The sequence below is a fragment of the Enterococcus ratti genome (genome assembly GCF_001886195.1).
Taxonomy (GTDB): domain Bacteria; phylum Bacillota; class Bacilli; order Lactobacillales; family Enterococcaceae; genus Enterococcus_B; species Enterococcus_B ratti.
Map to the genome: position 1 here is coordinate 65,818 of NZ_JXLB01000003.1, position 23,491 is coordinate 89,308.

General features: G+C 31.4%; 24 protein-coding genes and 1 pseudogene. 5 read left to right on the forward strand and 20 right to left on the reverse strand.

Going from position 1 to position 23,491, the window contains the following annotated elements; genetic code table 11:
- Positions 1 to 511: 511 nt before the first annotated feature.
- Positions 512 to 1,435, forward strand: coding sequence for a type I pantothenate kinase (coaA, locus tag RV14_RS01995; protein ID WP_071854664.1), 924 nt, complete (start codon positions 512 to 514; stop codon positions 1,433 to 1,435).
- A 57-nt stretch (positions 1,436 to 1,492) separates the two neighbouring features.
- On the forward strand, positions 1,493 to 3,058 hold the full coding sequence (gene guaA / locus RV14_RS02000) for a glutamine-hydrolyzing GMP synthase (protein WP_071854665.1): 1,566 nt from the start codon (positions 1,493 to 1,495) through the stop codon (positions 3,056 to 3,058).
- A gap of 267 nt (positions 3,059 to 3,325) precedes the next feature.
- Here the strand turns inward: guaA and RV14_RS02005 are convergent, their stop codons facing one another.
- From RV14_RS02005 to RV14_RS02025, 5 genes are all read right to left on the reverse strand, one after another.
- Positions 3,326 to 3,682, reverse strand: coding sequence for a hypothetical protein (locus RV14_RS02005; RefSeq protein ID WP_071854666.1), 357 nt, complete (start codon positions 3,680 to 3,682; stop codon positions 3,326 to 3,328).
- A complete protein-coding gene (locus RV14_RS02010; protein WP_071854667.1) occupies positions 3,682 to 4,869 on the reverse strand; it encodes a site-specific integrase in 1,188 nt (395 codons plus the stop codon). The genes RV14_RS02005 and RV14_RS02010 overlap by 1 nt, the downstream gene beginning before the upstream one ends.
- Entirely contained in the window at positions 4,853 to 5,071 is a 219-nt protein-coding gene (locus RV14_RS02015) for a DUF3173 domain-containing protein (protein WP_071854668.1), read from the reverse strand. Before RV14_RS02015 ends, RV14_RS02010 begins: the two co-directional genes overlap by 17 nt.
- Positions 5,072 to 5,320: 249 nt before the next feature.
- Positions 5,321 to 6,226, reverse strand: a complete 906-nt coding sequence (locus tag RV14_RS02020; RefSeq protein ID WP_245785436.1) for a replication initiation factor domain-containing protein — start codon at positions 6,224 to 6,226, stop codon at positions 5,321 to 5,323.
- 215 nt (positions 6,227 to 6,441) lie between these two features.
- Complete coding sequence (locus tag RV14_RS02025; protein WP_071854669.1) at positions 6,442 to 6,906, reverse strand: hypothetical protein; 465 nt, start codon at positions 6,904 to 6,906, stop codon at positions 6,442 to 6,444.
- A 133-nt stretch (positions 6,907 to 7,039) separates the two neighbouring features.
- Between RV14_RS02025 and RV14_RS02030 the strand changes: the two genes are divergently transcribed.
- Positions 7,040 to 7,657: a helix-turn-helix domain-containing protein gene (locus RV14_RS02030; RefSeq protein ID WP_071854670.1), complete on the forward strand. Its 618-nt coding sequence runs from the start codon at positions 7,040 to 7,042 to the stop codon at positions 7,655 to 7,657.
- Between the two features lie 69 nt (positions 7,658 to 7,726).
- On the opposite strand, the gene RV14_RS02035 is transcribed toward RV14_RS02030, so the two are convergent.
- Both RV14_RS02035 and RV14_RS02045 read right to left on the reverse strand, forming a co-directional pair.
- On the reverse strand, positions 7,727 to 8,158 hold the full coding sequence (locus RV14_RS02035) for a hypothetical protein (RefSeq protein ID WP_071854671.1): 432 nt from the start codon (positions 8,156 to 8,158) through the stop codon (positions 7,727 to 7,729).
- A 16-nt stretch (positions 8,159 to 8,174) separates the two neighbouring features.
- Positions 8,175 to 9,221 carry a radical SAM protein gene (locus RV14_RS02045; RefSeq protein WP_143139720.1) on the reverse strand — a complete coding sequence of 349 codons (1,047 nt, stop codon included), beginning with the start codon at positions 9,219 to 9,221 and terminating at the stop codon, positions 8,175 to 8,177.
- Positions 9,222 to 9,281: 60 nt separating this feature from the next.
- On the opposite strand from RV14_RS02045, the gene RV14_RS02050 reads away from it, so the two are divergent.
- Positions 9,282 to 10,910 carry an ABC transporter transmembrane domain-containing protein gene (locus RV14_RS02050; RefSeq protein ID WP_071854673.1) on the forward strand — a complete coding sequence of 543 codons (1,629 nt, stop codon included), beginning with the start codon at positions 9,282 to 9,284 and terminating at the stop codon, positions 10,908 to 10,910.
- Between the two features lie 506 nt (positions 10,911 to 11,416).
- On the opposite strand, the pseudogene RV14_RS02060 reads toward RV14_RS02050, so the two are convergent.
- The 13 genes and pseudogenes from RV14_RS02060 to RV14_RS02120 form a co-directional block, all read right to left on the reverse strand.
- Positions 11,417 to 12,654 (reverse strand): annotated as a pseudogene (locus RV14_RS02060) (tyrosine-type recombinase/integrase).
- Between the two features lie 4 nt (positions 12,655 to 12,658).
- Positions 12,659 to 12,880 carry a DUF3173 domain-containing protein gene (locus RV14_RS02065; RefSeq protein ID WP_071854675.1) on the reverse strand — a complete coding sequence of 74 codons (222 nt, stop codon included), beginning with the start codon at positions 12,878 to 12,880 and terminating at the stop codon, positions 12,659 to 12,661.
- A 464-nt stretch (positions 12,881 to 13,344) separates the two neighbouring features.
- A complete protein-coding gene (locus RV14_RS02070; protein WP_071854676.1) occupies positions 13,345 to 13,575 on the reverse strand; it encodes a helix-turn-helix domain-containing protein in 231 nt (76 codons plus the stop codon).
- Positions 13,565 to 13,966, reverse strand: coding sequence for a sigma-70 family RNA polymerase sigma factor (locus RV14_RS02075; RefSeq protein WP_281245790.1), 402 nt, complete (start codon positions 13,964 to 13,966; stop codon positions 13,565 to 13,567). The genes RV14_RS02070 and RV14_RS02075 overlap by 11 nt, the downstream gene beginning before the upstream one ends.
- Positions 13,967 to 14,432: 466 nt before the next feature.
- Positions 14,433 to 15,014, reverse strand: a complete 582-nt coding sequence (locus RV14_RS02080) for a DUF2812 domain-containing protein (protein WP_071854677.1) — start codon at positions 15,012 to 15,014, stop codon at positions 14,433 to 14,435.
- The gene (locus RV14_RS02085) at positions 15,007 to 15,291 is read right to left on the reverse strand and encodes a PadR family transcriptional regulator (protein ID WP_425429248.1); all 285 of its coding nucleotides are present in this window, start codon (positions 15,289 to 15,291) and stop codon (positions 15,007 to 15,009) included. The genes RV14_RS02080 and RV14_RS02085 overlap by 8 nt, the downstream gene beginning before the upstream one ends.
- Before the next feature lie 103 nt (positions 15,292 to 15,394).
- Positions 15,395 to 16,225, reverse strand: a complete 831-nt coding sequence (locus tag RV14_RS02090) for an HAD hydrolase family protein (RefSeq protein ID WP_071854679.1) — start codon at positions 16,223 to 16,225, stop codon at positions 15,395 to 15,397.
- A complete protein-coding gene (locus RV14_RS02095; protein WP_071854680.1) occupies positions 16,200 to 18,290 on the reverse strand; it encodes a peptidase domain-containing ABC transporter in 2,091 nt (696 codons plus the stop codon). Before RV14_RS02095 ends, RV14_RS02090 begins: the two co-directional genes overlap by 26 nt.
- Positions 18,291 to 18,295: 5 nt before the next feature.
- Entirely contained in the window at positions 18,296 to 19,024 is a 729-nt protein-coding gene (locus RV14_RS02100; protein WP_071854681.1) for a flavodoxin family protein, read from the reverse strand.
- A 33-nt stretch (positions 19,025 to 19,057) separates the two neighbouring features.
- The gene (locus tag RV14_RS02105; protein WP_071854682.1) at positions 19,058 to 20,032 is read right to left on the reverse strand and encodes a nucleotide disphospho-sugar-binding domain-containing protein; all 975 of its coding nucleotides are present in this window, start codon (positions 20,030 to 20,032) and stop codon (positions 19,058 to 19,060) included.
- 20 nt (positions 20,033 to 20,052) lie between these two features.
- Complete coding sequence (locus tag RV14_RS02110) at positions 20,053 to 20,265, reverse strand: hypothetical protein (RefSeq protein WP_071854683.1); 213 nt, start codon at positions 20,263 to 20,265, stop codon at positions 20,053 to 20,055.
- A 65-nt stretch (positions 20,266 to 20,330) separates the two neighbouring features.
- On the reverse strand, positions 20,331 to 20,564 hold the full coding sequence (locus tag RV14_RS02115) for a hypothetical protein (RefSeq protein ID WP_071854684.1): 234 nt from the start codon (positions 20,562 to 20,564) through the stop codon (positions 20,331 to 20,333).
- Between the two features lie 112 nt (positions 20,565 to 20,676).
- Positions 20,677 to 21,096 carry a helix-turn-helix transcriptional regulator gene (locus RV14_RS02120; protein WP_143139721.1) on the reverse strand — a complete coding sequence of 140 codons (420 nt, stop codon included), beginning with the start codon at positions 21,094 to 21,096 and terminating at the stop codon, positions 20,677 to 20,679.
- Here RV14_RS02120 and RV14_RS02125 point away from each other — a divergent pair.
- Entirely contained in the window at positions 21,023 to 23,470 is a 2,448-nt protein-coding gene (locus tag RV14_RS02125; RefSeq protein WP_245785442.1) for a lantibiotic dehydratase, read from the forward strand. The genes RV14_RS02120 and RV14_RS02125 overlap by 74 nt on opposite strands.
- The last annotated feature ends 21 nt before the right edge of the window (positions 23,471 to 23,491 follow it).

A 23,491-nucleotide genomic window follows, 5' to 3' on the forward strand; every position in this document is an offset into this window, starting at 1 on the left:
TTCTTGTTTCTTGTTTCTTGTTTCTTGTTTCTTGTTTCTTGTTTCTTGTTTCTTGTTTCTTGTTTCTTGTTTCTTGTTTCTTGTTTCTTGTTTCTTGTTTCTTGTTTCTTGTTTCTTGTTTCTTGTTTCTTGTTTCTTGTTTCTTGTTTCTTGTTTCTTGTTTCTTGTTTCTTGTTTCTTGTTTCTTGTTTCTTGTTTCTTGTTTCTTGTTTCTTGTTTCTTGTTTCTTAAGTTTATCTTTTTGTCTATATATATGCAACAATATCACTGTGTTTTTTTAAATTTATAAAAAGCTAATAAGACAAAAAATTATAGCATTATAAACTTATTAAATCGTTATTTATATGTTTTTTATAAAACTTTTATTTTTCATTTAATTGCATCGTTATTCATTTATCAAAAAATAAAAGATTTAAAATAAGAGATTTCATCTATTCTTTTTTATGTAGTAGGGTTTAAGCCTTTTTTGTGTTAAAATGATTCCATTGATGGGAGAATGCAGGAGGCTATTATGAATGATCCAATGAACTACTACCGTATTGCAAGAGAAGAATGGCGTGAATTTTATCGAAATGGGCAGGCACCCTTAACCCAAGATGAATTAGATAATATCAAAAGTTTAAATGACCGTATTTCAATGCAAGATGTCCGGGATATCTACGTCCCTCTCGCTCATTTGATCTATCTATATATGAAAGAATTTGAGTCACTTTCCTTAAGTAAAGGACTGTTTCTTCATAAATATGTAGAGATGTCGCCATTTATTATCGGAATTGCTGGAAGTGTTGCTGTTGGAAAAAGCACAACTGCTCGCTTGTTACAAACCATTTTATCTCGGACATTTAAACGTAGGAATGTTGAGTTAATTACGACAGATGGTTTTTTATATCCTAATAAAACATTAAAAGAACGCGGAATCATGAATCGTAAAGGGTTTCCAGAAAGTTATAATATGGAAATGTTGATTGATTTTCTTAATCGAGTAAAATCCGGACAAGAAGAAATTCAAGTACCTGTTTATTCGCACGACGTTTATGACATTATTCCAGGAAAATATGAATTGATCGAACAACCTGACATCCTAATCGTTGAAGGAATTAATACTCTTCAACTCCCAGCAAATCAACAAATCTATGTTAGCGACTTTTTTGATTTTTCTGTTTATGTTGATGCTGATTCATCACTTATTGAAAAATGGTACTTGGATCGTTTTGGGGCCTTACTTGACACGGCCTTTCAAAATCCGCAAAATTATTATTATCAATTTGCCATCGGTGATCGCGATGATGCTTTTAAAATGGCAAAAGACGTATGGAAAAATGTGAATTTGAAAAATTTAAAGGAATATATCTTGCCTACTCGCAGCAGAGCGGATATAATTCTCCATAAAATTGAAAATCATATTATTGATTCAATTTTTATGCGAAAATATTAGCATTTTAAAATAGTTTTTCTATTTTGAGATAAAATTTAAAGGATAGGGGTAATAAATGTGACAAACGTTGCCGATATGACAAACGTTGAAAAGATTATCGTATTAGATTATGGTAGCCAATATAACCAATTGATTACACGACGCATCCGTGATTTAGGAGTTTTTTCTGAATTATTAAGCCACCGCATTTCTTCTGAAGAAGTCAAAGCCATGAATCCAAAAGGGATCATTCTTTCTGGTGGACCAAATAGTGTATACGATGAAAATGCTTTTGGTATTGATCCAGAGATTTTTAATCTAGGGATTCCTGTATTGGGCATTTGCTACGGCATGCAGTTGATTACGTATAAACTAGGTGGCAAAGTTGAACCAGCAAAAAATCGCGAATACGGAAAAGCGCAATTACAAATAACTAGTGATAAAGCGATATTATTCAACGACACACCTGTCCATCAAACAGTTTGGATGAGTCACGGAGATTTAGTAACACAAGTACCAGAAGGTTTTGAAACTGTTGCTACAAGTAAAGATTGCCCAATCGCAGCCATTCAAGATACTAATCGCAATTTCTATGGAATCCAATTTCATGCAGAAGTTCGCCATTCCGAATACGGAATTGAGTTGTTGCGTCATTTTGCCTTTGATATATGCCATTGTGAAGGAAACTGGACAATGAATAATTTTATTGACATGCAAATCGAAAAAATACGTGAGCAAGTCGGTGACAAAAAAGTATTGCTAGGACTTTCAGGCGGAGTTGATTCTAGTGTCGTTGGTGTTCTTTTACAAAAAGCAATCGGCGATCAACTAACTTCCATCTTTGTTGACCACGGTCTATTACGTAAAGGTGAAGCAGACCAAGTAATGGAAAGTTTAGGCGGGAAATTTGGTCTAAATATTATCAAAGTGGATGCAAGAAAACGTTTCTTAGACAAGTTAGCTGGTGTTTCTGATCCTGAACAAAAACGTAAAATCATTGGTAATGAATTTGTGTATGTTTTTGATGATGAAGCAACAAAATTAGCGGGAGAAGAAGGAATTGCTTTCTTAGCCCAAGGAACACTTTATACTGATGTGATAGAAAGTGGAACGGAAACTGCTCAGACGATCAAATCTCACCATAACGTGGGGGGACTACCAGAAGATATGCAATTTCAATTAATTGAACCTTTGAACACACTATTTAAGGACGAAGTACGTGAATTAGGGACACAACTAGGAATGCCAGATTCAATCGTTTGGCGCCAACCTTTCCCTGGACCCGGTTTAGGTATACGCGTTTTAGGAGAAATTAACGAAGAAAAACTAGAAATCGTACGTGAATCTGACGCTATTTTGCGTGAAGAAATCGCTGCTGCTGGTTTAGACCGCGATATTTGGCAATACTTCACCGTCTTACCAGGTATCCGCTCTGTAGGTGTAATGGGTGATGGACGTACTTATGATTATACTGTTGGTATCCGTGCTGTTACTTCAATTGACGGTATGACTGCCGACTTCGCACGTATCCCATGGGATGTCTTACAAAAAATTTCTGTACGCATCGTTAACGAAGTTGCTCACGTCAATCGTATCGTGTATGACATTACAAGCAAACCCCCTGCAACAGTAGAGTGGGAATAGAACGGAAAGCATCTAAATCCTTTATTTATTAAGGGTTTAGACGCTTTTTTCTATCCCCTGATAACATTTTGATAACAGTTTATCTACACTTATTTTTTTCTATAACTTCATTACCTTACTTAACACCTACCGCACTACCGTTTGCTAAACTCGTTTTTTCATAAAGAAATAAAAAACATTTCTTTACAAAAAATCAAGTACAATTGTTTTAATTCTATCTGTTTGCTAAAAAAAGAGGCACCCCTAATGGATTACCTCTCGCACTTGTTATACTGCTTTCTTTTTAATCTGTACACTTTCCGCCTTAAACGATAAAGCAATGAATCCATTTGATACATACGGGTTACAACTTATTCCCTCAAAACTGACAAATGTTTCTCCTGATTTATCCAGTTCTGATTGTGTAATAACTGGATTATCACTTTGAACAGATACCCGAATACTTTTATATTTCTTATCTTTCATCAACACTTCATAAGTGTAACCATCAATTTCTCCTGTTCGTTCATTTCTTCCAGTCGCTTCATTCTTCTCATATTTTGGTTTAGGTGCTACTTCTACCAACAATAAATCTCTTCCTAGTTGTCCTACTAAATCAAAATCTCTCATTTTAAATTCCGCCATTATTTTTTTCCTTCTTTCTTAATATATTGATTTCCTTGAAAAACTTTCTTTTGTTCTTGAATTGAGTCATCTTTCTCCCATTGCAAAACATGTGTAAGTTTCGTTGCAACATCTCTATTCATATTTGGATATAAATGACCATATGTTCCGAGCGTTGTCTTAATGTCCTCATGCCCCAACCTATCTTTAATGATTAGTGGGTTTTCTCCCATTGAAATGAGTAATGAGGCATGAGAATGCCGTAATCCATGAATTCTAATAGAATGAACCTTTGCCAATTCTGAATGCCTTCTAATAATATGTCTAACCGTATGTTTATTCGTTGGCATACCATTATAAGAAAGTAAGTACGGAACATCCCCTAAGTTTTTCGTTTGAATCTCTTTCCACTCTTTTAAGTATTCAATTGTTGTTTTATCTAATGCAATAATTCGTTTACTTGCCCTCGTCTTTGGTTCTATAAAATAAAACATTTCTGTATTTTGATAAAACATTGATTTATTCACATTTAATGTTTTATCATCAAAATCAATATCCGTTTCCCATTGTAAAGCTTGCGCTTCTCCAAACCTCATTCCTGTCATAAAAAACAGCCACAACGTAATAAACGAAAAATGTTCATAGTAATTCGTCCTATCAAAAGTAGATAAAATCCTTTCAAACTCTTCCTTCGTCCAAAAATCAACATCAGATTTTATTTTTTTAACATTCCCCACCACTTTTGCAGGATTGTTAGGAATCATTCCTAACTTGTGAGCTCGTTCCAAACTCATTGAAAATAGCCCATAAATATTCCTTATATACGCATTACTAATTTTTCCAGTGAGGTCATTTTGCCATTTTTGAATGAGAATAGGTGTAATTTCTGAAACCTTTTTCTTATAGAATGGCTGAAAATAAAGTTTCATAGAAGACAAGCGATTATTATACGTTCGTTCTTTTACCCTCCCTTTATACCAAGGGAGGAAAATTGACTCAAAGTATTCCTTATAACTCATACTACTATTTGTTTTAAAGGCTAAACGACCGTAATCATTCATCACTTCGTTATAAGCCTGTAGTGCTTCTTTTCTTGTTCTAAAACCACGTTTCATTTTTTGGATTCGTTTCCCTGTAACATCATCAAATCCTAAACTCGCAACATAATAATAAGTACCTTTTTTCTTATCCTTATATACATTTGCCATGCAATTCAACACCTTCTTGAATATCAAGTGATACTCCTAAAATGCTTTCTACCGCATGAACGGGTACACGTCCTAATCTTCGGCTACTATAATAGTCATAACCTTCTTGTACCATGTAATGTTTAGCTAATCGAATAATCGTTTGCGATTGACTTTTACCAAAACCTAAGGCAAACAAATCATCTTTTGTAACAGTAATCAATCGTTCTCACTCCAATCGTGTCCATTGATTACCCTATTCGCCTATGCTATACTTAAAGTGTCGAGTTTTAAGTAGGGCTTAGAGGAATCAGGTTATCAGATTCTTTTTTAAGCTCTTTTTTTGTATTTTCATATACAACTTCTAATAAATCAGTTCTCCCGATGTCAATTAAATGATCTACCATTTTTTTAGCTAGTGGTCTACTATATTCTACGGTGTCTGTAATGCTATCCAAATTTTGCAAATGTCCTAGCCATTATTTTCTGCTAGAAATCGAAAAGCTTTAATCCCTGCAACACCCCCACCAAACAATAACCATTGCTCTGTATTTAGTAAGCCTGTAACTTCATAGACCCTTGGAATATGAATAGGAACAATCTTTCCTAAGTAACGTTCCCACGTTCTCCATACTTTTTTACAAGTATCATCTGCATAAAACGTCAATTCTTCTTTTACAACAGCTCTTACAAGTTCTTCTAACGACTTTTTCTCATATGCAATCATTTGCGCCATCACATGAGCTACATTCCGTTTCAATTCAAGTTCAAGTCGTTTCCACGACCCTATTTCTTCTAGTGAACACTTTTTTTCTTTTGCAGTCTCCATATCTTTATCATAAATTCGAAACATCAAGTCTGATTTACGTTTTCCGATATATAATGTTCGACTTTTTTTCGTCCCTTGAAAATTACTTTCATATAAATCATGTTTTCGATTTTTTGAGTAATACATATTTTTCTCACATTTTGAAATTAATTGCTTTACAGTAAAATAAGGTATTTCATTTCTATCATCTAATGCAATATCTAATCGTTTAATCGAAAATCTATTGTCAAAATAACAAAATAAACACTTGAAGAACTCCTTCCACGAAAAATTCATTGCATTAAGCAACCGTTCATAAACAGTACAACCATCTCCACTTAAAACAAGATAACATTCTTCACTTCCATTCTTCGGATACTCTTCGGTAAAAATTTTAATTGAACCATATGTGTAACAAATATCATAATCTTTATGTTTTACACGTCCATTTTCAGCCAAGAAGCAAGCAGAATCAATTTGTAACGCAATTTCCATCACTTCACTAACTGAACAGTGAAATACTACCTGTAACCAGTCAATCTTTGCCGTAATATTTTCTCGGCTTTTCAAAACACCACCTCCGATGACTAAAAAACGTGCAGGTAATTCCCACCTCAAAACCTCGATATAACAAAGGTTTGTCACACTATTATGGTGATTGACACAGTGCTATTAGAAGGCACTGTGAACTCGTTTCGCAAGCGAAACTCCTCCTGCCATCATTCCTACTACAAGTCTATTGTGCTTTGCCCTGATGGCAAGCCCAAGTCTTGTAGGGAAGTCTGTCAGGATTTTTTCTTTTGAAATGGTTTATCCATCTTTCCCATTTCTAACTCCTCAATACGTCCTTGTAATTGATAATTTTCTCGCATAATTGACTGTACCTGTGCTTTCAAAAGCAAAGATTCTTTCGATAGCTTAGCAAAATTTTCATTCAATCTTTCCATCATCTCTATTAAATTATCAATGAGCGTTTTATTCTGTTCAGGAGTCTTTTCTTCTTCAAACACTTTAATAATTGCGTCTTTAATTGGTTGACCTTTATTTCGAAGTATAGATACTTCTTGAAAATGTCCCACGTCTGCTTCTGAAAATTGATAAATTTTGGTATAACTTGTTTTTCCTACTTGAACTGTTCTTTGTTCAAACGAAATCCCGCATAACTCCTCTACCATTTTTCGCCATCTATGAAGAGTTGATATATTATTCAAACCATCTACTCGTTTGATAACTTCTTCCGCTTCAAACATTTTAATGCCTCCCTTCTAACAGTTCCCTCTTCACAAAGAGAAAAGTATTTTGTATAATAATATACAGAGGAAAAAAACTTCCTCTAAAAAGATTATAGAGCAATTTTTTTCCTCGAAAAGGAGTTAGTAAAAAATGACAAATAATCATGTCAACTATACAACTATTCTCAATAATTTCAGTGAAAATATGCGGAACAAACGTTTGGAATTAAATATGTCACAAAAAAAGTTAGCTCAAATTATTGGCGTATCCGCTAAAACTATTCAAAATTACGAAAATAAGAATACCATACCAAATTCAGTAACTATGGAAGCTATAGCAACTGCTCTAGGTTTATCATTAGAAAAGATAATCGATGCCGATGAAGATGCTAAAAGAAAAATACAAATCGCAGACTACTTGGCATACATGGAAGAAAATGGTACGTATTATCGAGAATTAGAAGGAATTGATATTGCAGGCTTAATTTATGACAAAATCGAATTTAAAAGACGTGTTGAAAACGGTATTACAGACGAAGAATTGAATACTATACTTAGAGGGACTCTTAATATATCCAAAGAAGAGAAAATAAACTTGATTGAACTAATGTTTGATGCAAAAATATCTAGAGAATTAGAAATTGCAGAAAAACAAATAGAAAAAAGATTTGATGAATATGCTACAGGATTCCGAGCTATTCGAATGGGTGATTTTTCAGTCATAGAAAATAATGACTATTTTGATAATGATGATGACTTATTGTACTAAATTATAAAAAGCAGATAACCTTCAATTGGTTACCTGCTCTATTAAAACCACATTATTGTCAACTCTAAATTATGCTATAGGTTGTACCGTAGTGCGCTCAATTGATTGAAAATATTCTACTGCTTTTTTCACAAAATTAGCAGAACCAAACTTACTAATCAAAGCTACAATATTTTTAACCATTGGTGATTTCAATTCAAAGTTAGCTGTTTCTAATTCACCAGTATCTTTGTTTTTACCAATAATTACAGTAACCACAATCGCTCCTACATAGCCAGCCACCACTAATTCTACTACGGCTATCGCTACTCTAGGTTCTGGTTGTGGATTTTGACCATTCAAAGAATCTTCAGATTTACTAATACTAACCTTCTTTAATATATTAGCATTGAGTAAAACAGATTCCAAACTTTCTAAATCTTCATTTTCACAAGCTCTTTGAAAATCAGATGATTTTGATAAATCTAACAGTTTCGAATACATGTAATTGTTCTTATCCATTTCTGATTGCCCTCTTTTACTTAAACAAAGAATTAAACTCAATTTTATCAGAAAACATTTGATTAATCTCAGGTTCAATGGTACTAATATTTTCTGAAATTGTCTGCAAAACATTTTTATTATTATAAATATAGTCACAAAATTGACAATAATGTGCAAACTCAGGTAGTACAATTTCTGGGTTCCATTTATGGACTTGATGGATGATTTTTATTGGTCCAGAAACATATAACCATTTTTTCAAGATATCTTTTTCTTGCAACTGGTAACTTTCAACCAATTTATCCTTTTTTAAATTACCAATATTTAACTGTTTAATTCTACGAACAGTTATACCACAACAAGAATATATTCGGTTATATGAATCCACAGCTAAATAATTAAATAGATTATCACACCCATTTTCTATTTCTGAATCTTCAATTTCATCATATTTATATTTTTCATCATTTTTTAAAGATACCCAAGGTGAACTCAAAATTTCTAAATATTTATCCAGACCTTCATTTTTAATTCGTTGAAATGTAGGGGGGCTTTCTAAATTTTTTTGCGAGAATTTACTATTTTTAGTTAATTCAATCGTGATAGCAGTACTTAAACGCTCGCTTACTGAAGCATATACTGCATTAAGAACTTTATCTATAGATATATATTGTTGGTGATTATCTCCTGTAGAAACATTTAATTCTACCATTCCTGCTTCCTTAAGTTTACAAAGGTACTCTTTTGCAGTTTCTATATCTTTTGCCCAATAAGCATTACTGATAACACGAGATTTTAAATTTTTAGAATTAGCATACGAAATTCCTTCAAGCAAATTGTTTCTGAGTAGCGTAGCTTCTCCACCTGTCCAGACAATCATACTTAACGAATCAAATTCTGCTGCTTCATCAATTATTTTTTTTATCCCTTCTAATGAAAGCATTTGCTTGTGATTTGGAGAACAAGAAAAACAACAGTCTTCACAACTAGCCGTACATTTATACGTCGTTATTATACCTAAGCTACTAGGAGATATAAGGTTATTTATTTTAATCACCGCTTTTCTATAAGATAATTTCATGTTACAATATTGTGAATAATTTATCAATTATTTTTTTATAAAAAAGGAGGATTTCTAAAAATGAGTACACTTTTTATAGCTTACGCAAAAAAAAATAAAATCAAGCTATTTCTATTATCATTAAATTTGATACTACTTTCTTTGGTAAAAGTCCCATTACCTTATTTTTCTAAAGTAATTATTGATAATATATTAACTCAAAAAAATTATGATTTAATTTTACCTATAATAGCTTCTTTTATTTTAATTATCGTTACCCAAATACTATTAGGATGGATTAGTTCTATTCAAAATGCTAACTTTTTCCAAAATTTTATTTTTTCAATGCGCGAAAAAATATTTCAAAAATCCATTGAAAATACTTATGTAAACAATAATCAATTAGGATTGATACAAACACTTATGACAAGCGATGTAGAGAATTTATCTAATAATTATCTAACTATAATATCTACATTTTTTACTAGTATTATTCTAATAGTCAGTTACTTAGTTATATTATTCTTTCTAAATATTAAGCTTGCTCTTCTATGTATAATTTTTATACCTTTATATATTATTTGGACTCTTTTTATGGGAGAAAAAATAAAAAAAATGAACAGCATTGCTCAAAACAAAAGAGGTCAATTACTCTCATCATTAACTCATTTTATGACTAGTTTAGTCCCTATACACATCTATTCATATTTTGATAATGTTCGTCATGAATTTAAAACTGTCAATACAGAAAACAAAACAATAAACAAACAGATTTTAAGCCTTCAAGCTTTCTTTAATATTATATCGGGTACAATCATTGTTGTAGCCTCTTTTCTACCTTTTTTTGTAGGTATATTTTTTGTTATACACAATCAGTTAAGTATTGGAGAACTAATTGCTTTCAATGGTTATGCTATGAGTCTATTTACGCCATTAACAAGCCTAATAAACTTGCTAGTCCTATTTAAATCATCAGAAATTTTTGAACAAAGAATCACTTCTGTAACTAATGATACTGAATGCCTCTCAAAAAACATACAGAAATCTGATAGCTCAAAAAACAATAACCACGAGTTATATATCGAAAAAATGACCTTAAAAAATACAGCTAATCAATTATTGCTAAATAGTGAAAATTTCTATGTAGATAAAGGTGAAATAGTTTTACTAGATGGTGATAATGGTACAGGAAAATCCTTATTTTTAAAATCAATTGCTGGTTTATATAAAAACTTTTCTGGAAACATTTTTTTCCAAAACACCTTAATATCCGAACTTGATGCATCTACAATAGCCCAACATATTATATATATAGATAACCAACAAAAATTTGTGTTAAAAGATTTTTATCACGAAATGGAAATACTGAATTCTTACAAAATTGATTTAAACTATTTCTTTGATATCGTAGGAATAGATACCCACATCGAAACTTTCGATTTTCAAAGAGATTCTCTAAATAATAGTATTAGCGCTGGACAAGCACAGGCATTAAGGATAGTCCGTGCTCTAATAAAAAAACCAGATCTACTTATATTAGATGAAATTTTTTCAAATATTTCACAACAAAAAGTAGATTCTATTATAAAAAATATCCGAATAGAGTTCCCTAACATCTCAATTATCATTGTTGACCATCACTTCACAAATGAAATGTTAGTCAACAGATGTTATACTATAGATGATAAAGAAATTGTAGCGAAGGAGTAGTTAAAATGAAACTTAGCGTAAAAAAAATGTGGATAGGAATTTTGGTCTTAGCCATTTGTACCATTCTATATCAACAAAAAATATTACCTCCAATCCCATATGCCATAATTACATGTGGTATACTAATTTATTCACTAATAAAAGTTCTTAAATCTGGAAAAAATGATAAAATCACAGCCAAGTATACTCCAATTTGGATTCAAAATATCAATGGTTGGACAATCAATAATGAAAGCTTCTACGGGAAAATTTTTTATATTATCCTGATAATTTTGTTTCTAGTTTTTTTGATTTTAGTTATATTCTTCAAATTTCCTTTACGAATTAGTGGTTAATTAGTAAATGTACTCATTCTTCAAATGATAACACTTTGATAACAGTCTACAAGAATATGTCTACTTTAAACTAATTTAAATTCATCTAAAACAGCATTAAAACAACTCTTTCCCCGCTTGTCAAAGTAGTTTGCTTTTGAGTGGGAATAGTCCTCGGAGAGCTAGGAACCCTTATATTTCAAGGGTTTTTAGCTCTTTTTCTTTTTCCATTGCACTTTCATTGCACTTTTTGTTTTCATCTCTTCTTAAATAGTTCACGGTGAACTGATTCCTAGGAGAACTGTCTAAGTTTTGTTTGGTTGGTTCAAAATCAATCACGCCATTTAGCTTATCGGCAACTTGGAAGTTACTGTTTGGATAAAGATGACCATAGGTACCTAGTGTGGTTTCAATATCTTCATGTCCTAGACGTTCTTTGATAATCAAAGGGTCTCCCCCATCTGAATGAGTAAAGACGCATGAGAATGCCGCAAGGCATGTATTCGGATACGGTGGACACCTGCCTTTTTAGCATAACGATCAATCGCATATGAAATGGTATGTTTTTGTGTCGGAATGCCGTTATAGCTCATCACATAACTTGTTTTAATCACTTTCTGCTGGACATTTTTCCAAGCTTTCAATAAAACTAAGGTCGTTTTGTCAAGGACAATTTGTCGAATACTTGCTTGCGTTTTGGGTTCTGTAAAATAATATTCTGACTGATTCTTATAATAGAGCGTCTTGGTAATGGATAAAACACCTGTTTCAAAGTCAAGATCTTCCCATTGAATAGCAGTTGCTTCACCAATCCGCATACCAGTCATAAACAAGAACCACAAAGAAATGAACAGAAAATGTTGATAAAAGTCTTCCTTATAAATCAAAGAAATCACTTTTTCAAATTCTTCCTTAGTCCAAAAATCCACTTTCTGTTTTTGCTTTTTTACATTGCCAACAATCTTTGAGGGGTTTGTTACAGCAAGCCCCAATACTACTGCTCGATCCATGGCTAAAGAAAACAGACCTTGAATCGCTCTTACATAAGACGGTTGTAAATTCTTAGAAAGCTTTAACTGCCATTTTTGAACATGAATCGGTTCAATATCGCATACTGCTAATTTATAAAAGTAGGGAAAGTGTTTTAGAACAGTATTCAAGCGATTATTGTAGGTTCGCTCTTTGACCTTAGTACGGTACCAAGGAAGAAATAACTCTTCGATATAAGCCTTGAACAGCATTTTATCTTCTGCCATAGCCAATTCATCAGGTTTCATTAGTAACAGTTTGAAATATTCTTCTTTGGCTTCTTTTTTCGTTTTGAAGCCACTTTGATATTTTTGAATTTTCTTACCATTTCCATCATAACCAAGATTCGCTCGAAAATAATACATACCATTCTTCGCTTTTTTGATTGGGTCTTTTGCCATGTTTTTACTCCTTACCGTGCAAAAACAAATCAGACCTATTTTCATCTAAAAACTTAATTCCTAGAAGTTCTTCGACAGCTTCACGAGGGACTCTATCCAATTTTCTGGATTGGTAATACGTATGACCTTTTGCGATCATTAATTCCTTCGCTTTTTTGATAATATCTGCTGAAAAAGAATTTCCATATCCTAGCTTGACTAAGTCTTTCTTCGTGACTGTTATCATACCTACTCCTTTCCATCATAGGCTAGGAAAACTTCAATATTCACCTATGATTATACCAAATAAACTATTGACATACATCAAATTCTAATGTTTCGGGGTTTAAACACACTTAAACAGTTGTTGGTACAACTTCACTGGATTTCCACCACCCTCATTCCTATGAGAGACGCTTATTTATATAGTGCGTGTGTATCATTATTCCAATATTTAGGTCATGGCGTTTGAGTTCCACCTCAAAGTAACCGTCAAATGTTATTCGCTAGTCTTCATTTTCTAAAAACATCGTGGCGCATTTTCGATTTAGCTCGCTAAACACTGAACGTATTTAAGTATGTGATATTTAATTGTCAAAGAATAATTCGGCTTATTTGCCTATCAAAGTTCATAACCCACTTTATAAGCTTTGATAGACAAACTACTGTTAGAGATTCTCCATGTACCAAATATTGATACATGGAGGAATATTAAGATAATTCAAACTTGAAGATAGCCGTAATAAGCTTTGTTTCAAGCGAACGCTTGATTTCGTCTTCAACTTGTAGATGTGGCACACCATAATCGTCAATTACAGTAACTTGCGAAAGTCGGATAATGTACTGCTCAAAATGCTTCAACATTCGATTGATTGCTGCGATATCACCATGAGTAGCTAAAACGATCACCGAAAACGGTAATATAGTTGATTTACTCTTCATTTGTATGTTCCTCTATAAATTTGCGTAATTCTTTCAGTGCTCTTTTTTTATGATAATGAACGGTACTTTCAGCAAGATTCATTAGAATTGCAATGTCCTTACTTTTCATTTCTAAAAAATACGACAAAAGAATGATGTCTTGCTTAGGTTGGGTTAAAGCCCCTATCGCTTGGGCAAGCCAAATGTCTCTAATTTTAATCTCGTAACCCTTGACTACAAACCATAAATAATCTGAATCATAAAGATCAAAGAAGCTTATTTTACTGAGCTCCGCAAGAGAAAGTGATTCTAATGAAACAAGATATTCATTTCGCCGATTGTTTTGTTCATAAAGATCTCGTGCGTAATTACGCAAAACAGTTTTGCAAAAATTATCAAATTGATGTTCAATCTATTTTTGATAATCGAAATTTTTCCCCATAAAGTGTCACCTCCTTCCTTTTCGCTAAGAGTGTAGCTATCTTTGCTTACTACTATCACGATGAAAGAAGGTGAAAAATTCGATAAATCTCAAAAAAAGCTAAAAAAATACACACTTAAGCTTTACAGCAAAAATGTGTATCTCAAATTATTTGTGTTACATTCCATTGTTTAACAATTGGAACTCTTCCTAATTCACAAACTATTTTTTTATCTTCTTGTTTATCTAACATAAAAAAGTCCCTCCTATTAAAGTAAACAGGAGGGCAAGTAAGATTCGAAACTAAAAATTTTTTACTCATCGAATTATTGATTTTATTTTTAATCCAAATAACTATTAACGATGTAAGAAAGTGACCTCCTTTTATTATATGATTGTTTTTGTTTCTTAAAAAACAGTGGCTTGGCGAAGACCGATAGTTATGAAATTGAATCACCTAAATAGAGCTTATTTTCTTTCTTCGGAAAAAAATAACGATTTTTCCAATTAACGAAATAGTGGTAATAAGCAATAATCCCAAAAGATACCAATTGCTTAAAATCATTCCTACAATCGTTTGTCTAGAATTTGCTGAATTTGTATTAGATATAGGAAAAACCACACTAAATAATAATAATAATACCGCAAACATTAGAAGGTGGGAAAACATTCTGTTATTAGCTTCCAGTTTACTTTCCTCATCTGAGTAGATATCCTCATCTCCACTGACTCTTTCACGATACCAATAATAATTTCTGTACCAATTATTAAACGTATAGTTATTTTCAAAGAAGTGCCAGCCATCATCTCTCATCAATTGCATATATTCTTGTTCATCTGCCCCATTTTTGAACGTTCGATTATCAATTTTATAAATGCTATTATTTTCTTTACTTACATTAAATTTGTAAACCCTGAATTCAAGTGGTGGCATTAACCGGAAGGGCGCAATATAATTTAACAAATATCCTCTTTTCGAATACTTATTGATGAACCTTTCTTCGTTTTCTAATGTCATCCACATTCTTACTTTATACATTGTTCCTTCCTCCTTTTTTTGATACAACGTTTTGATACAGTTCAACATTTCGTAGCATACGATTATAATCTTTTGAAACAACTTCAACCCCTTGTTCTGTTAGCTCATAAATTTTTCTTCTTTTGTCGTCACTTTCAATAGCTACAATCCAACCTTTTTTCAAGAGATTCTCTAACGCAGAATACATAGTACCCGCAGCTAAAATCACTTCACCAGAAGTCCATTCTTTGATTTCTTGAATAACATTGTAACCATGCTTAGGGGCAACTAAGGACAACAGAATAAGAAATGTTGTTTCAGTTAGTGAATTTTGAGAACTTTTAATGGTGGCACCTCCTCTAAACCAAAATAGTCAGTTATACTATATATAGTATAACTGACTATTTTGGTTTAATCAATATTGTTCTAATCACTTCTTCTATTTTTCCGTACTCAAATAAAGAATATTTATCTTTATTGGGCATCCAAGTTGATTCACAATTAACGAAGGCATGTTCAGACTTTTCAAACATAAGTATATCATTTAAATCGTCTCCAAACGACATAAATTTTATATCAGAGTACATAATATTTAGTAATTCCATAATGTGCCCCTTATTTATTCCTTTCGCTTGCAGCAAACATCTCCAAGTTGATAACGGTGTGATATTAGCGCATTCAACTGAGTGAAGTACTGATGGAGCAAAGCCATTTAGTGAAAATAACTCCACCATGATAGTATTTTGTTCAATCGTATTTTTATAGACAGGATTAAGATAAAATTCTCTGATTCCTTGCTCATCACATACATATTTCTTTTGTTTTAAGAGAATATATTCTATAAATCCTTGATAAGATTTGCTTTGCAAATCTAAAAAATAGCTGTTATTTGCCGTATGAAATTTCATCAAGAATTTATTCTTTTTGCTAAACTGAACTATTTTTTTTAAATTATCCAACTCCAATGTAGCCGAAAAATAATTTCCAAATAACTCTAATTCCGAACCGTTATTTCCAGATAATCCGATGAGGCACTTAAATTCCTTTTTAGGAAAAACACTTTTTAAGAAGTAAACACTTCTACCAGAATTTATGATATACATTTGATTATTTTTATCTAGATAGTTGAATAAACTAAACCCAGATTGATCCAGACTTCCAGTTTTTGAAATTGTACCATCAAAATCAAAAATAAAAATATAGGGTTTACTCACTCTTATCTTTTTTAACATGAACGAGACCCTCCTTTGATAGTTCATATATAATATCGCAATTTACCAATGCACTTTGACGATGGGTGATAAAAATAACTATCGTATATTCTTTCAGATAATTTAAGTAAGTTAATATACTTCTCTCTGAAACAACATCTAAGTTAGCCGTTGTTTCGTCTAAAATCAAAATTTGAGGATTTCCCAAAACAGCTCTAGCAAGAACAAATCTTTGCCTTTGTCCACTTGAAAAATTTTTCCCATTTTCTTGTATGAGAGTGCTGTACTTCAATGGTAAATTTTCAATAACCTTATCAAGATTTATTTGTTCACATAGTTCTCTTACTTTTGATTCTTCAATTGATCGCCCCAAAACAAGATTTTCCATTACGCTAACTGAAAATAAGTGTGCGTTTTGACCTACATACACAATTTTTTCTCTCAGACTATCTTTCCCAATATTCTTGAGTTCTCGAGTATTTAATTTCACACTCCCACCATAATCATCATATAAGCCAGCCAAAATTTTTGCTAATGTAGTTTTGCCTATACCACTCACTCCAGTAATACCAAAAATCTTTCCAACTTTAAATTCACAAGTTACGGATTCAAAAACCTTTTTCATATTATGCTCATATGAAAGTTGGTTTAAAGAAAGTACTATTTTTTCTTGATCAACTATTAAACCCTTTCTATTTTCTTCTGGAGTTAAAAAAAATTCAGAAACTCTGTTTGCAGCTACAAATGCTGAATTAAGCTTTCCTTGAACTTGAACCAATCTTTCGACAGGATCTACAAAATATGGAAGTAGTGATAAGAAAGCAATCAATTCACCTGTACTCCACATTTTTTTCATAATCAAAATAGCACCGACTATATAAATTCCTAGTTGATAAAATTCTCTGATTCCACTTTGAATTGTTTGCTGGAGACTAATTATTTGTCCATATCTCCTACTGCAATCAGTTAGCTCAAAATACTTTTGCTTAAGTTTTTCAAGAAAATAAGATTCTTGGTTAAGAGTTTTCATATCTTCGATGGATTCAATAACTTCTATTGTAAGACTATTTTGAATCGCATTCTTTTCCATAATTTCCTCATTGTATCTCTTGAATACTCTATTAAATATTTTATATGTGAGTACATAAAGTGAGATAGGAAGAAATGTTGAAAAGAATAAAATAGGATTATTAAAATAGATAGCAAAACCTCCACCGATCATCAAGATGATATCCATGATACTTGTAACAAATGTTTGTGATATTAGCTCCCTTACATGAGAAGTATCGTCTATTCTTGAAAGAATCTCTCCTCCACTTCTTACAAAAAAATATTTTAGTGGAAGATGAATTATCTTTTCATAAGCTTTACTAACAATCTGTATATCAATTATCTGACTAAGTTTAAGTATCATAAATTGCCTAATTAATTCGAATATAATTTTTCCTAATGTGATAGTTAGAATTCCCACTACTGAGGACCACAACAAGATATTATTTCCAGTGGGAATAATTTGATTAAAAAGAACTGTATAAAATTTTGCCGAGAGTATTCCTAATGTTGTTATCAAGACAGAAAATGCAAAAACTATTGTAATTCTTAATTTATACTTGGTTGTCATTTCATAAACTTGCTGACTTAAAGAAAACTTTTTTTCTCTATCAATGAATCCATCTTTTGTTTGCGGTTTCAAAAAAAGTGTATATCCTGAATATTCTTTTTGTATTGTGTCAATATTGAGCTTCTCTATCTTTGTCGCTGGATTTCCAATAATACATTTTCCGTTTTTCACTTTAAAAAGAACAACAAAATGATATTGATTGTTAATCCCATTTAACATTAATATTACCGGTAAATTATTTTGAATTTTCTCTATATTTGATTCTTTTTTCCAAGAAGCAAAAAATTCGATCTCTTGACACGCCACCTTAAGCTGCTTTACATTAGTTCCACTCAAATCAGTTTTACAAAGCTTACTTAAATAATTTAATGAAATCTCTCTTCCATAATATAAGCTAACCATACTCAAACACGCTGGAGCACAATCCCAATTTCCGGTTTGTCTGACAAATTTAAATTTCCTCAATTCGATCACTCCACACTCATATCAATAAAATCTTGAAAAGTATCTGAATAAAACAGTCCACTTTTCTTCCAATACTTGAGCTCTTCTGTATTATCTCCAGAATTATTTAATTCATGATAATGTCTCTTCATTAATTGAAATGTATTTTCTAATCGAAGATTACTTTTTGCAACATCATTTTCTTTAAGATACTTAATTATATGAACAGAAGTCCTTATGATTTGGTTTTTGGTATTTTCAATCTCGTTTTCTTTTTTAGGAGATGCAACTCCCAAACCACTAATAATGTCTAAACCAAAATAAGTCATAATATCTGATAAGTACGCAATAGATTCTTGAATCCCACTTCCACTTGATGTGACTAACGGAACTCCCATCTTTCCCGCTAATGGGAAAAGATGCGTCCAATATGCAATTCTATCAAGAAAGTTTTTCATACTACCTGATACATGCTTCAAATAAACTGGGGAGGCAAAAATAATTAAATCAGACTTTAACATATCTCTTTTTAATGCCCACATGCAATCATTTTTATCAAGAGGACATTTTCCGCGTATAAAGCAATTATTACAGCCTTTACAAGGAATAATTGCTTGATCTGATGAAGTATAAATGTTCCAATCAAGTTCAATATCTGAAATGTTAGAAATGTTCTCTTTAAGTAAATTTACAATCTCCTTGGTCACTGAATTCTTACCATGATTACTACCTATGAATACAAATACTTTTCTCAAAATATTACCTCCTTATTTGTAATATTTTTTCTACTACTTCTGACGAATCAAGGCATAATTCTCTAATGTTTTTTTCTCATTCCTAACTTTTTCACAATAATCTGTATTTTTTTTATTACACATCGATTCAAGTTTCTCTCTTAAATAAGAAGTTGAAATTTCTGTTTCTTCAATTGCATAACCTAGCTTTAATTCTTGTATTCGTTCAGAAATAATAAACTGATCACTAGATTGAGGATAAATCAATAGCGGCACTTCATAAAAGATGCTTTCTAGTACACTATTAAACCCTCCATGAGATACAAATGCGTAACACTCAGGGAGATAATCTTTTTGCTTCACGCGTTCAACTATCTTTACGTTTTCAGGCAGGTCGTTAATTGAAAGTTCGTGAATACCAGCATATTTCAGGGAAATAAAAGTTGATATATCTAAATATTTAACCGCATTAATTAAATAGTTATAAAAAATTAGTGGAAACACGATGAGATTCCCAGAGGCTACAAGTATTTTGTCACGATGTGATTTTACAGGAATAACATCCTGTCGCTCAAAAATTGATGGTTTTACAAATGTATAGTCATCCTTCTCACTATAGAAATTTAAATTGGGACTTCCAAATGTGAAATTAAAATCATCGTCTGGATCTGTTAAATATTGAAAACTAAATGGTTTTTTTGCAATCTTTTTAGATATTTCAACCATATGTTTCGTTACTTTTTTAATAATCTTTGTATCTAAACAATTATTTACTCTTAGAACTTCACTAAAATTTTCAATAGTATATTTCTCTGTGACACAAGGTGAGGATGTATATCCTATAAGTGGAACATTTAACTTTTCTGAAAAATATCTTCCAAACAAGACACAAGAATCTCTGATTATTAAATCTGGGTTTATTGTCAGAACATCCTTTTCGATAGCTTCTATATAATTCATAGCTCCTTCAACAACATATTTGAATGGCCCAATTATCCGTTCAATTAAATCGTTTTCGGTATTGTTCAAAAAATCACCTTGATAAAGTCTCAGATGATAAGGGTTTGAAAGAATTTGACTGTTTTTTTTTTATCTATTTCAGCAGGATAAATTTTATAGTACACTTTATCCCCTAAGTCCCCAACATAATGTTTATCAACGAAAATATAGATATTATTTTCTGTATCTGATAAGGCTTTGACAAAGTTTTTTATACTTGTTATATGACTTGGACTAGAATGAGTAAATAGAACAATATTCATGCTTCTCAACCTCTTATTCTTTAAAATAACAGACGAGAAGTAAGTACTTCTCGCCTACTAAGTCATTAGCAACATTTCAATTCTGTGTAAGTATTTGATGGCTTTCCTGGACCTTTACTTACCAATGCTGACATTGCTGCTCCTACACTTCCCCAATTTGCTGTGTAAGAATTGAATGTTGGAGATGTAGATGCCCATTGATTTGAATAGCCTCCGTTCAACTCCATGAAAACATCGTCGTCAAAAACTTCATCTAATTGAAAGTCTTCAACATTAAAATCTTGATAGTTCTCTTTCATAATAAGCCCTCCTTTCAAAATTTATTTATGTTAAGGGAATTATCCCTACATAGCTTAATAGATTAGGCTCGTATTAACTATAATCAGAAAAATTCATAATACTTATTGTAAGTTACTTCAACCATCTAAACTCTTTTGGACTAATTCCAGTATGTTTTTTAAAAACTTGAGCAAATTGTGAAGCATTACAAAATCCCATTTGTTGACTGATTTCTCTAATTTGTAGATTACTATTTTTTAAAAGCTGCTGTGCCTTTTTTATTTTTAAAGACTTATAGTAGGCAATAACTCCTATTCCAAACTTCTCACTGAATCTTTTTTCTAGAACAGACTTACTTACGTGAAATACAGAACATATATCTTCTACTCGTAATATATCCCAATTGAATAAGAAGAAGATTGCTGGTATTAATAAAACTTCTTCCATCGGAATTAAAAAGACTAAATTAATTGACTTTATTTTTAAACTTGTTGAAGAAGATCTCACCCTAAGAGAAATATTTAATAGTGTCAGGATGAACTCAGGAAACAATATTCCCCCACTAAAAATTCTTGATATACTATACAAATTAGTCAATTATGAGTTTATTTATTCTGAAATACGTCCATCTGCTGATACAACTAACTATTCAAGTCACTTATATACAGTACTCCAAAAGGACTATGTAACTAGAATCTACTTTGAAAAAGTTAAGGCGCTTAAAACTATGATTAACAATTATGAAAAATTACCTATTGGCGAAGGAGAAAAACTTTTGAAATCCATTCATTTTGCAATGAAAAAAATGTTTGATAGTAAAAACCCTTTAAAAATTGATTTAAAAATCAATTCCGGCCAAATAGATTTAGATATACAAGATGTAATTTCACCATCATTCGTTTCATTTTTTGAAGAACTAACAGCTTGCATAGAAGAACCATCTTCCCTTATTAACTATAGGAATAAGTTCATCGAGAAATATGGTTTTGATCGCTATATACCATTGATTGAAATAATTGAAAAAGATACTGGAATTGGATTTCCAGAATATGAGGAGAGTGATACTAATCTAGTTTTAAACACATATTTAGAAAATGAAATTCAACTGGCGGTGATGCAGAAGAGAAATGAAGTATCATTCACTACAGAGAAATTAAAGAAAGCAACTATGGGAATACCTAAAGATTATCCAAAATCTCACTCTTTTGAGTTAGCTTTTGCACAAGACGGCGATTTGGAAATATTACCAAATATTGGTTCTGTTCACGTAGCAAAATACGCAGGTAGATTTTTATATTTAGAAAAAGAAGAAGTAGTAAAAAAAATCTCAAATCAGATTCATCTTTCAGAAAATAATGATAACTTATCTATTTTTGATTTTTCTATAAATCATATAAATTCAAAAGTAAATAATATTCAATCTAAACACCAATTTCACTCGAAAAAATTATCATTAGGTTACGCTAATGGTAACCATCCAGAAATTTGTTTAGCCGATTTGGCAGTTGGTATCGAAGATAATAGAATTTGCTTATTCAATATTTCTGATGGCAAAAAGGCAATATTTGAATCCGGTAGTATGATAAATCCAAATATCTGCCCAGATCTATATAGAATGCTCTTTCTTTTATCCAATGATAAAAATATCGTTTATGGGGTATCGCATCTTCGTCATATTGGAGAAAAATTTTTATACTGTCCGCAACTCAAAGTTGATGGTATAACAATCTTGAAAGAAAAGTGGACATTACAATTTGATTCCTTTAAAGAAAAAAATAAAAGGGAACTATTGAAACAATTAAAAAAAATGAATGTTCCTAGATTTGTACATTTGCAAGAAATTGACAATCGATTGCTTATAGATTTAGAAAATCCAGATCATTTTCAAATTATTAATTCAGAGTTAGAACACAAGAACAACATCACATTATTTGCTGCGACTGATCCTGAATTATCCAAACAAAAACGTCCAATCGAATTTGTTATTCCATTTCAATTTAAGCAAAGTACAGATGAAATACAACATTTAAGCAAAACAAAAATTGTAAATAAAGTAGCTCAATCTGTAGGAATTGATACCAAAGAACGATACAAGAATTTATTTAGTGAGTGGGTATATTTAAAAATATATGGTACTAAAGATGAACTTTCAGAAATTAATTTAAGGATTATACGCCCTCTTACTAAAAAACTGTTAGAAAAGAAAATAATAACTAAATTTCATTTTGTTAATTTTTCAGATGAAATTGGGACACACCTAAGATTTAGATTTAAACTCACAAATATAGATTGTCACAAAGAACTGCTATCATATCTTAAAAAAATTTCAAACACTATAAATAAATTTAACGATACAATGATCACTTTCGATGTCTATGATCGAGAAATTGAAAGATATGGTGGTCTCAATAATATCGATTCTGCCGAAACTTTTTTCATGCATAGTACAGACTTAGCATATGCAATTCTTGAAGATTCAGATTCCCAATTTACTATAGATTTCAAAATCGCTTTTTCAATTATATATATAATCGAAAAATTTGAGATTCCACCAACCATATTAGACTCCTTCTTTGTTAACGTTAATAAGAAAATCTTCTCAAAAGATTTCAGGGAATTTAAAAATCAATTTCTTAAATTCTTTAGCAAAAAAAATAATTGGGAATGCACACGTTCCACTCCAGCTCTTACATCGCTTTTCAACATATTGGATAGTCAAAGCGGAGACTACGCTAAATATAGCAAAGATTTACTTAAGCAACTCGCTACTAAAGCCATTTCTGAGCAAGAGTACTCCTCGATAGTACAGAGTCAATTTCATATGTTCTGTAATCGTGTTATGGGTATTGATCTAATTTCAGAAAATAGAATGTATTTCTATATCAAAAATATATTAAAGGCGAAAAAACATTATTTAGATAAATAATCATCTTACTTTAAGGAATGA

What these genes read in the sequence shown, in the direction of transcription:
- coaA (WP_071854664.1), top strand. Translation starts at nt 512, where the DNA reads ATGAATGATCCAATGAACTACTACCGTATTGCAAGAGAAGAATGGCGT.
- RV14_RS02005 (WP_071854666.1), bottom strand. Translation starts at nt 3,682, where the DNA reads ATGGCGGAATTTAAAATGAGAGATTTTGATTTAGTAGGACAACTAGGA.
- RV14_RS02010 (WP_071854667.1), bottom strand. Translation starts at nt 4,869, where the DNA reads ATGGCAAATGTATATAAGGATAAGAAAAAAGGTACTTATTATTATGTT.
- RV14_RS02025 (WP_071854669.1), bottom strand. Translation starts at nt 6,906, where the DNA reads ATGTTTGAAGCGGAAGAAGTTATCAAACGAGTAGATGGTTTGAATAAT.
- RV14_RS02030 (WP_071854670.1), top strand. Translation starts at nt 7,040, where the DNA reads ATGACAAATAATCATGTCAACTATACAACTATTCTCAATAATTTCAGT.
- RV14_RS02035 (WP_071854671.1), bottom strand. Translation starts at nt 8,158, where the DNA reads ATGGATAAGAACAATTACATGTATTCGAAACTGTTAGATTTATCAAAA.
- RV14_RS02045 (WP_143139720.1), bottom strand. Translation starts at nt 9,221, where the DNA reads ATGAAATTATCTTATAGAAAAGCGGTGATTAAAATAAATAACCTTATA.
- RV14_RS02050 (WP_071854673.1), top strand. Translation starts at nt 9,282, where the DNA reads ATGAGTACACTTTTTATAGCTTACGCAAAAAAAAATAAAATCAAGCTA.
- RV14_RS02065 (WP_071854675.1), bottom strand. Translation starts at nt 12,880, where the DNA reads ATGATAACAGTCACGAAGAAAGACTTAGTCAAGCTAGGATATGGAAAT.
- RV14_RS02070 (WP_071854676.1), bottom strand. Translation starts at nt 13,575, where the DNA reads ATGAAGAGTAAATCAACTATATTACCGTTTTCGGTGATCGTTTTAGCT.
- RV14_RS02080 (WP_071854677.1), bottom strand. Translation starts at nt 15,014, where the DNA reads ATGTATAAAGTAAGAATGTGGATGACATTAGAAAACGAAGAAAGGTTC.
- RV14_RS02090 (WP_071854679.1), bottom strand. Translation starts at nt 16,225, where the DNA reads ATGTTAAAAAAGATAAGAGTGAGTAAACCCTATATTTTTATTTTTGAT.
- RV14_RS02110 (WP_071854683.1), bottom strand. Translation starts at nt 20,265, where the DNA reads ATGAATATTGTTCTATTTACTCATTCTAGTCCAAGTCATATAACAAGT.
- RV14_RS02115 (WP_071854684.1), bottom strand. Translation starts at nt 20,564, where the DNA reads ATGAAAGAGAACTATCAAGATTTTAATGTTGAAGACTTTCAATTAGAT.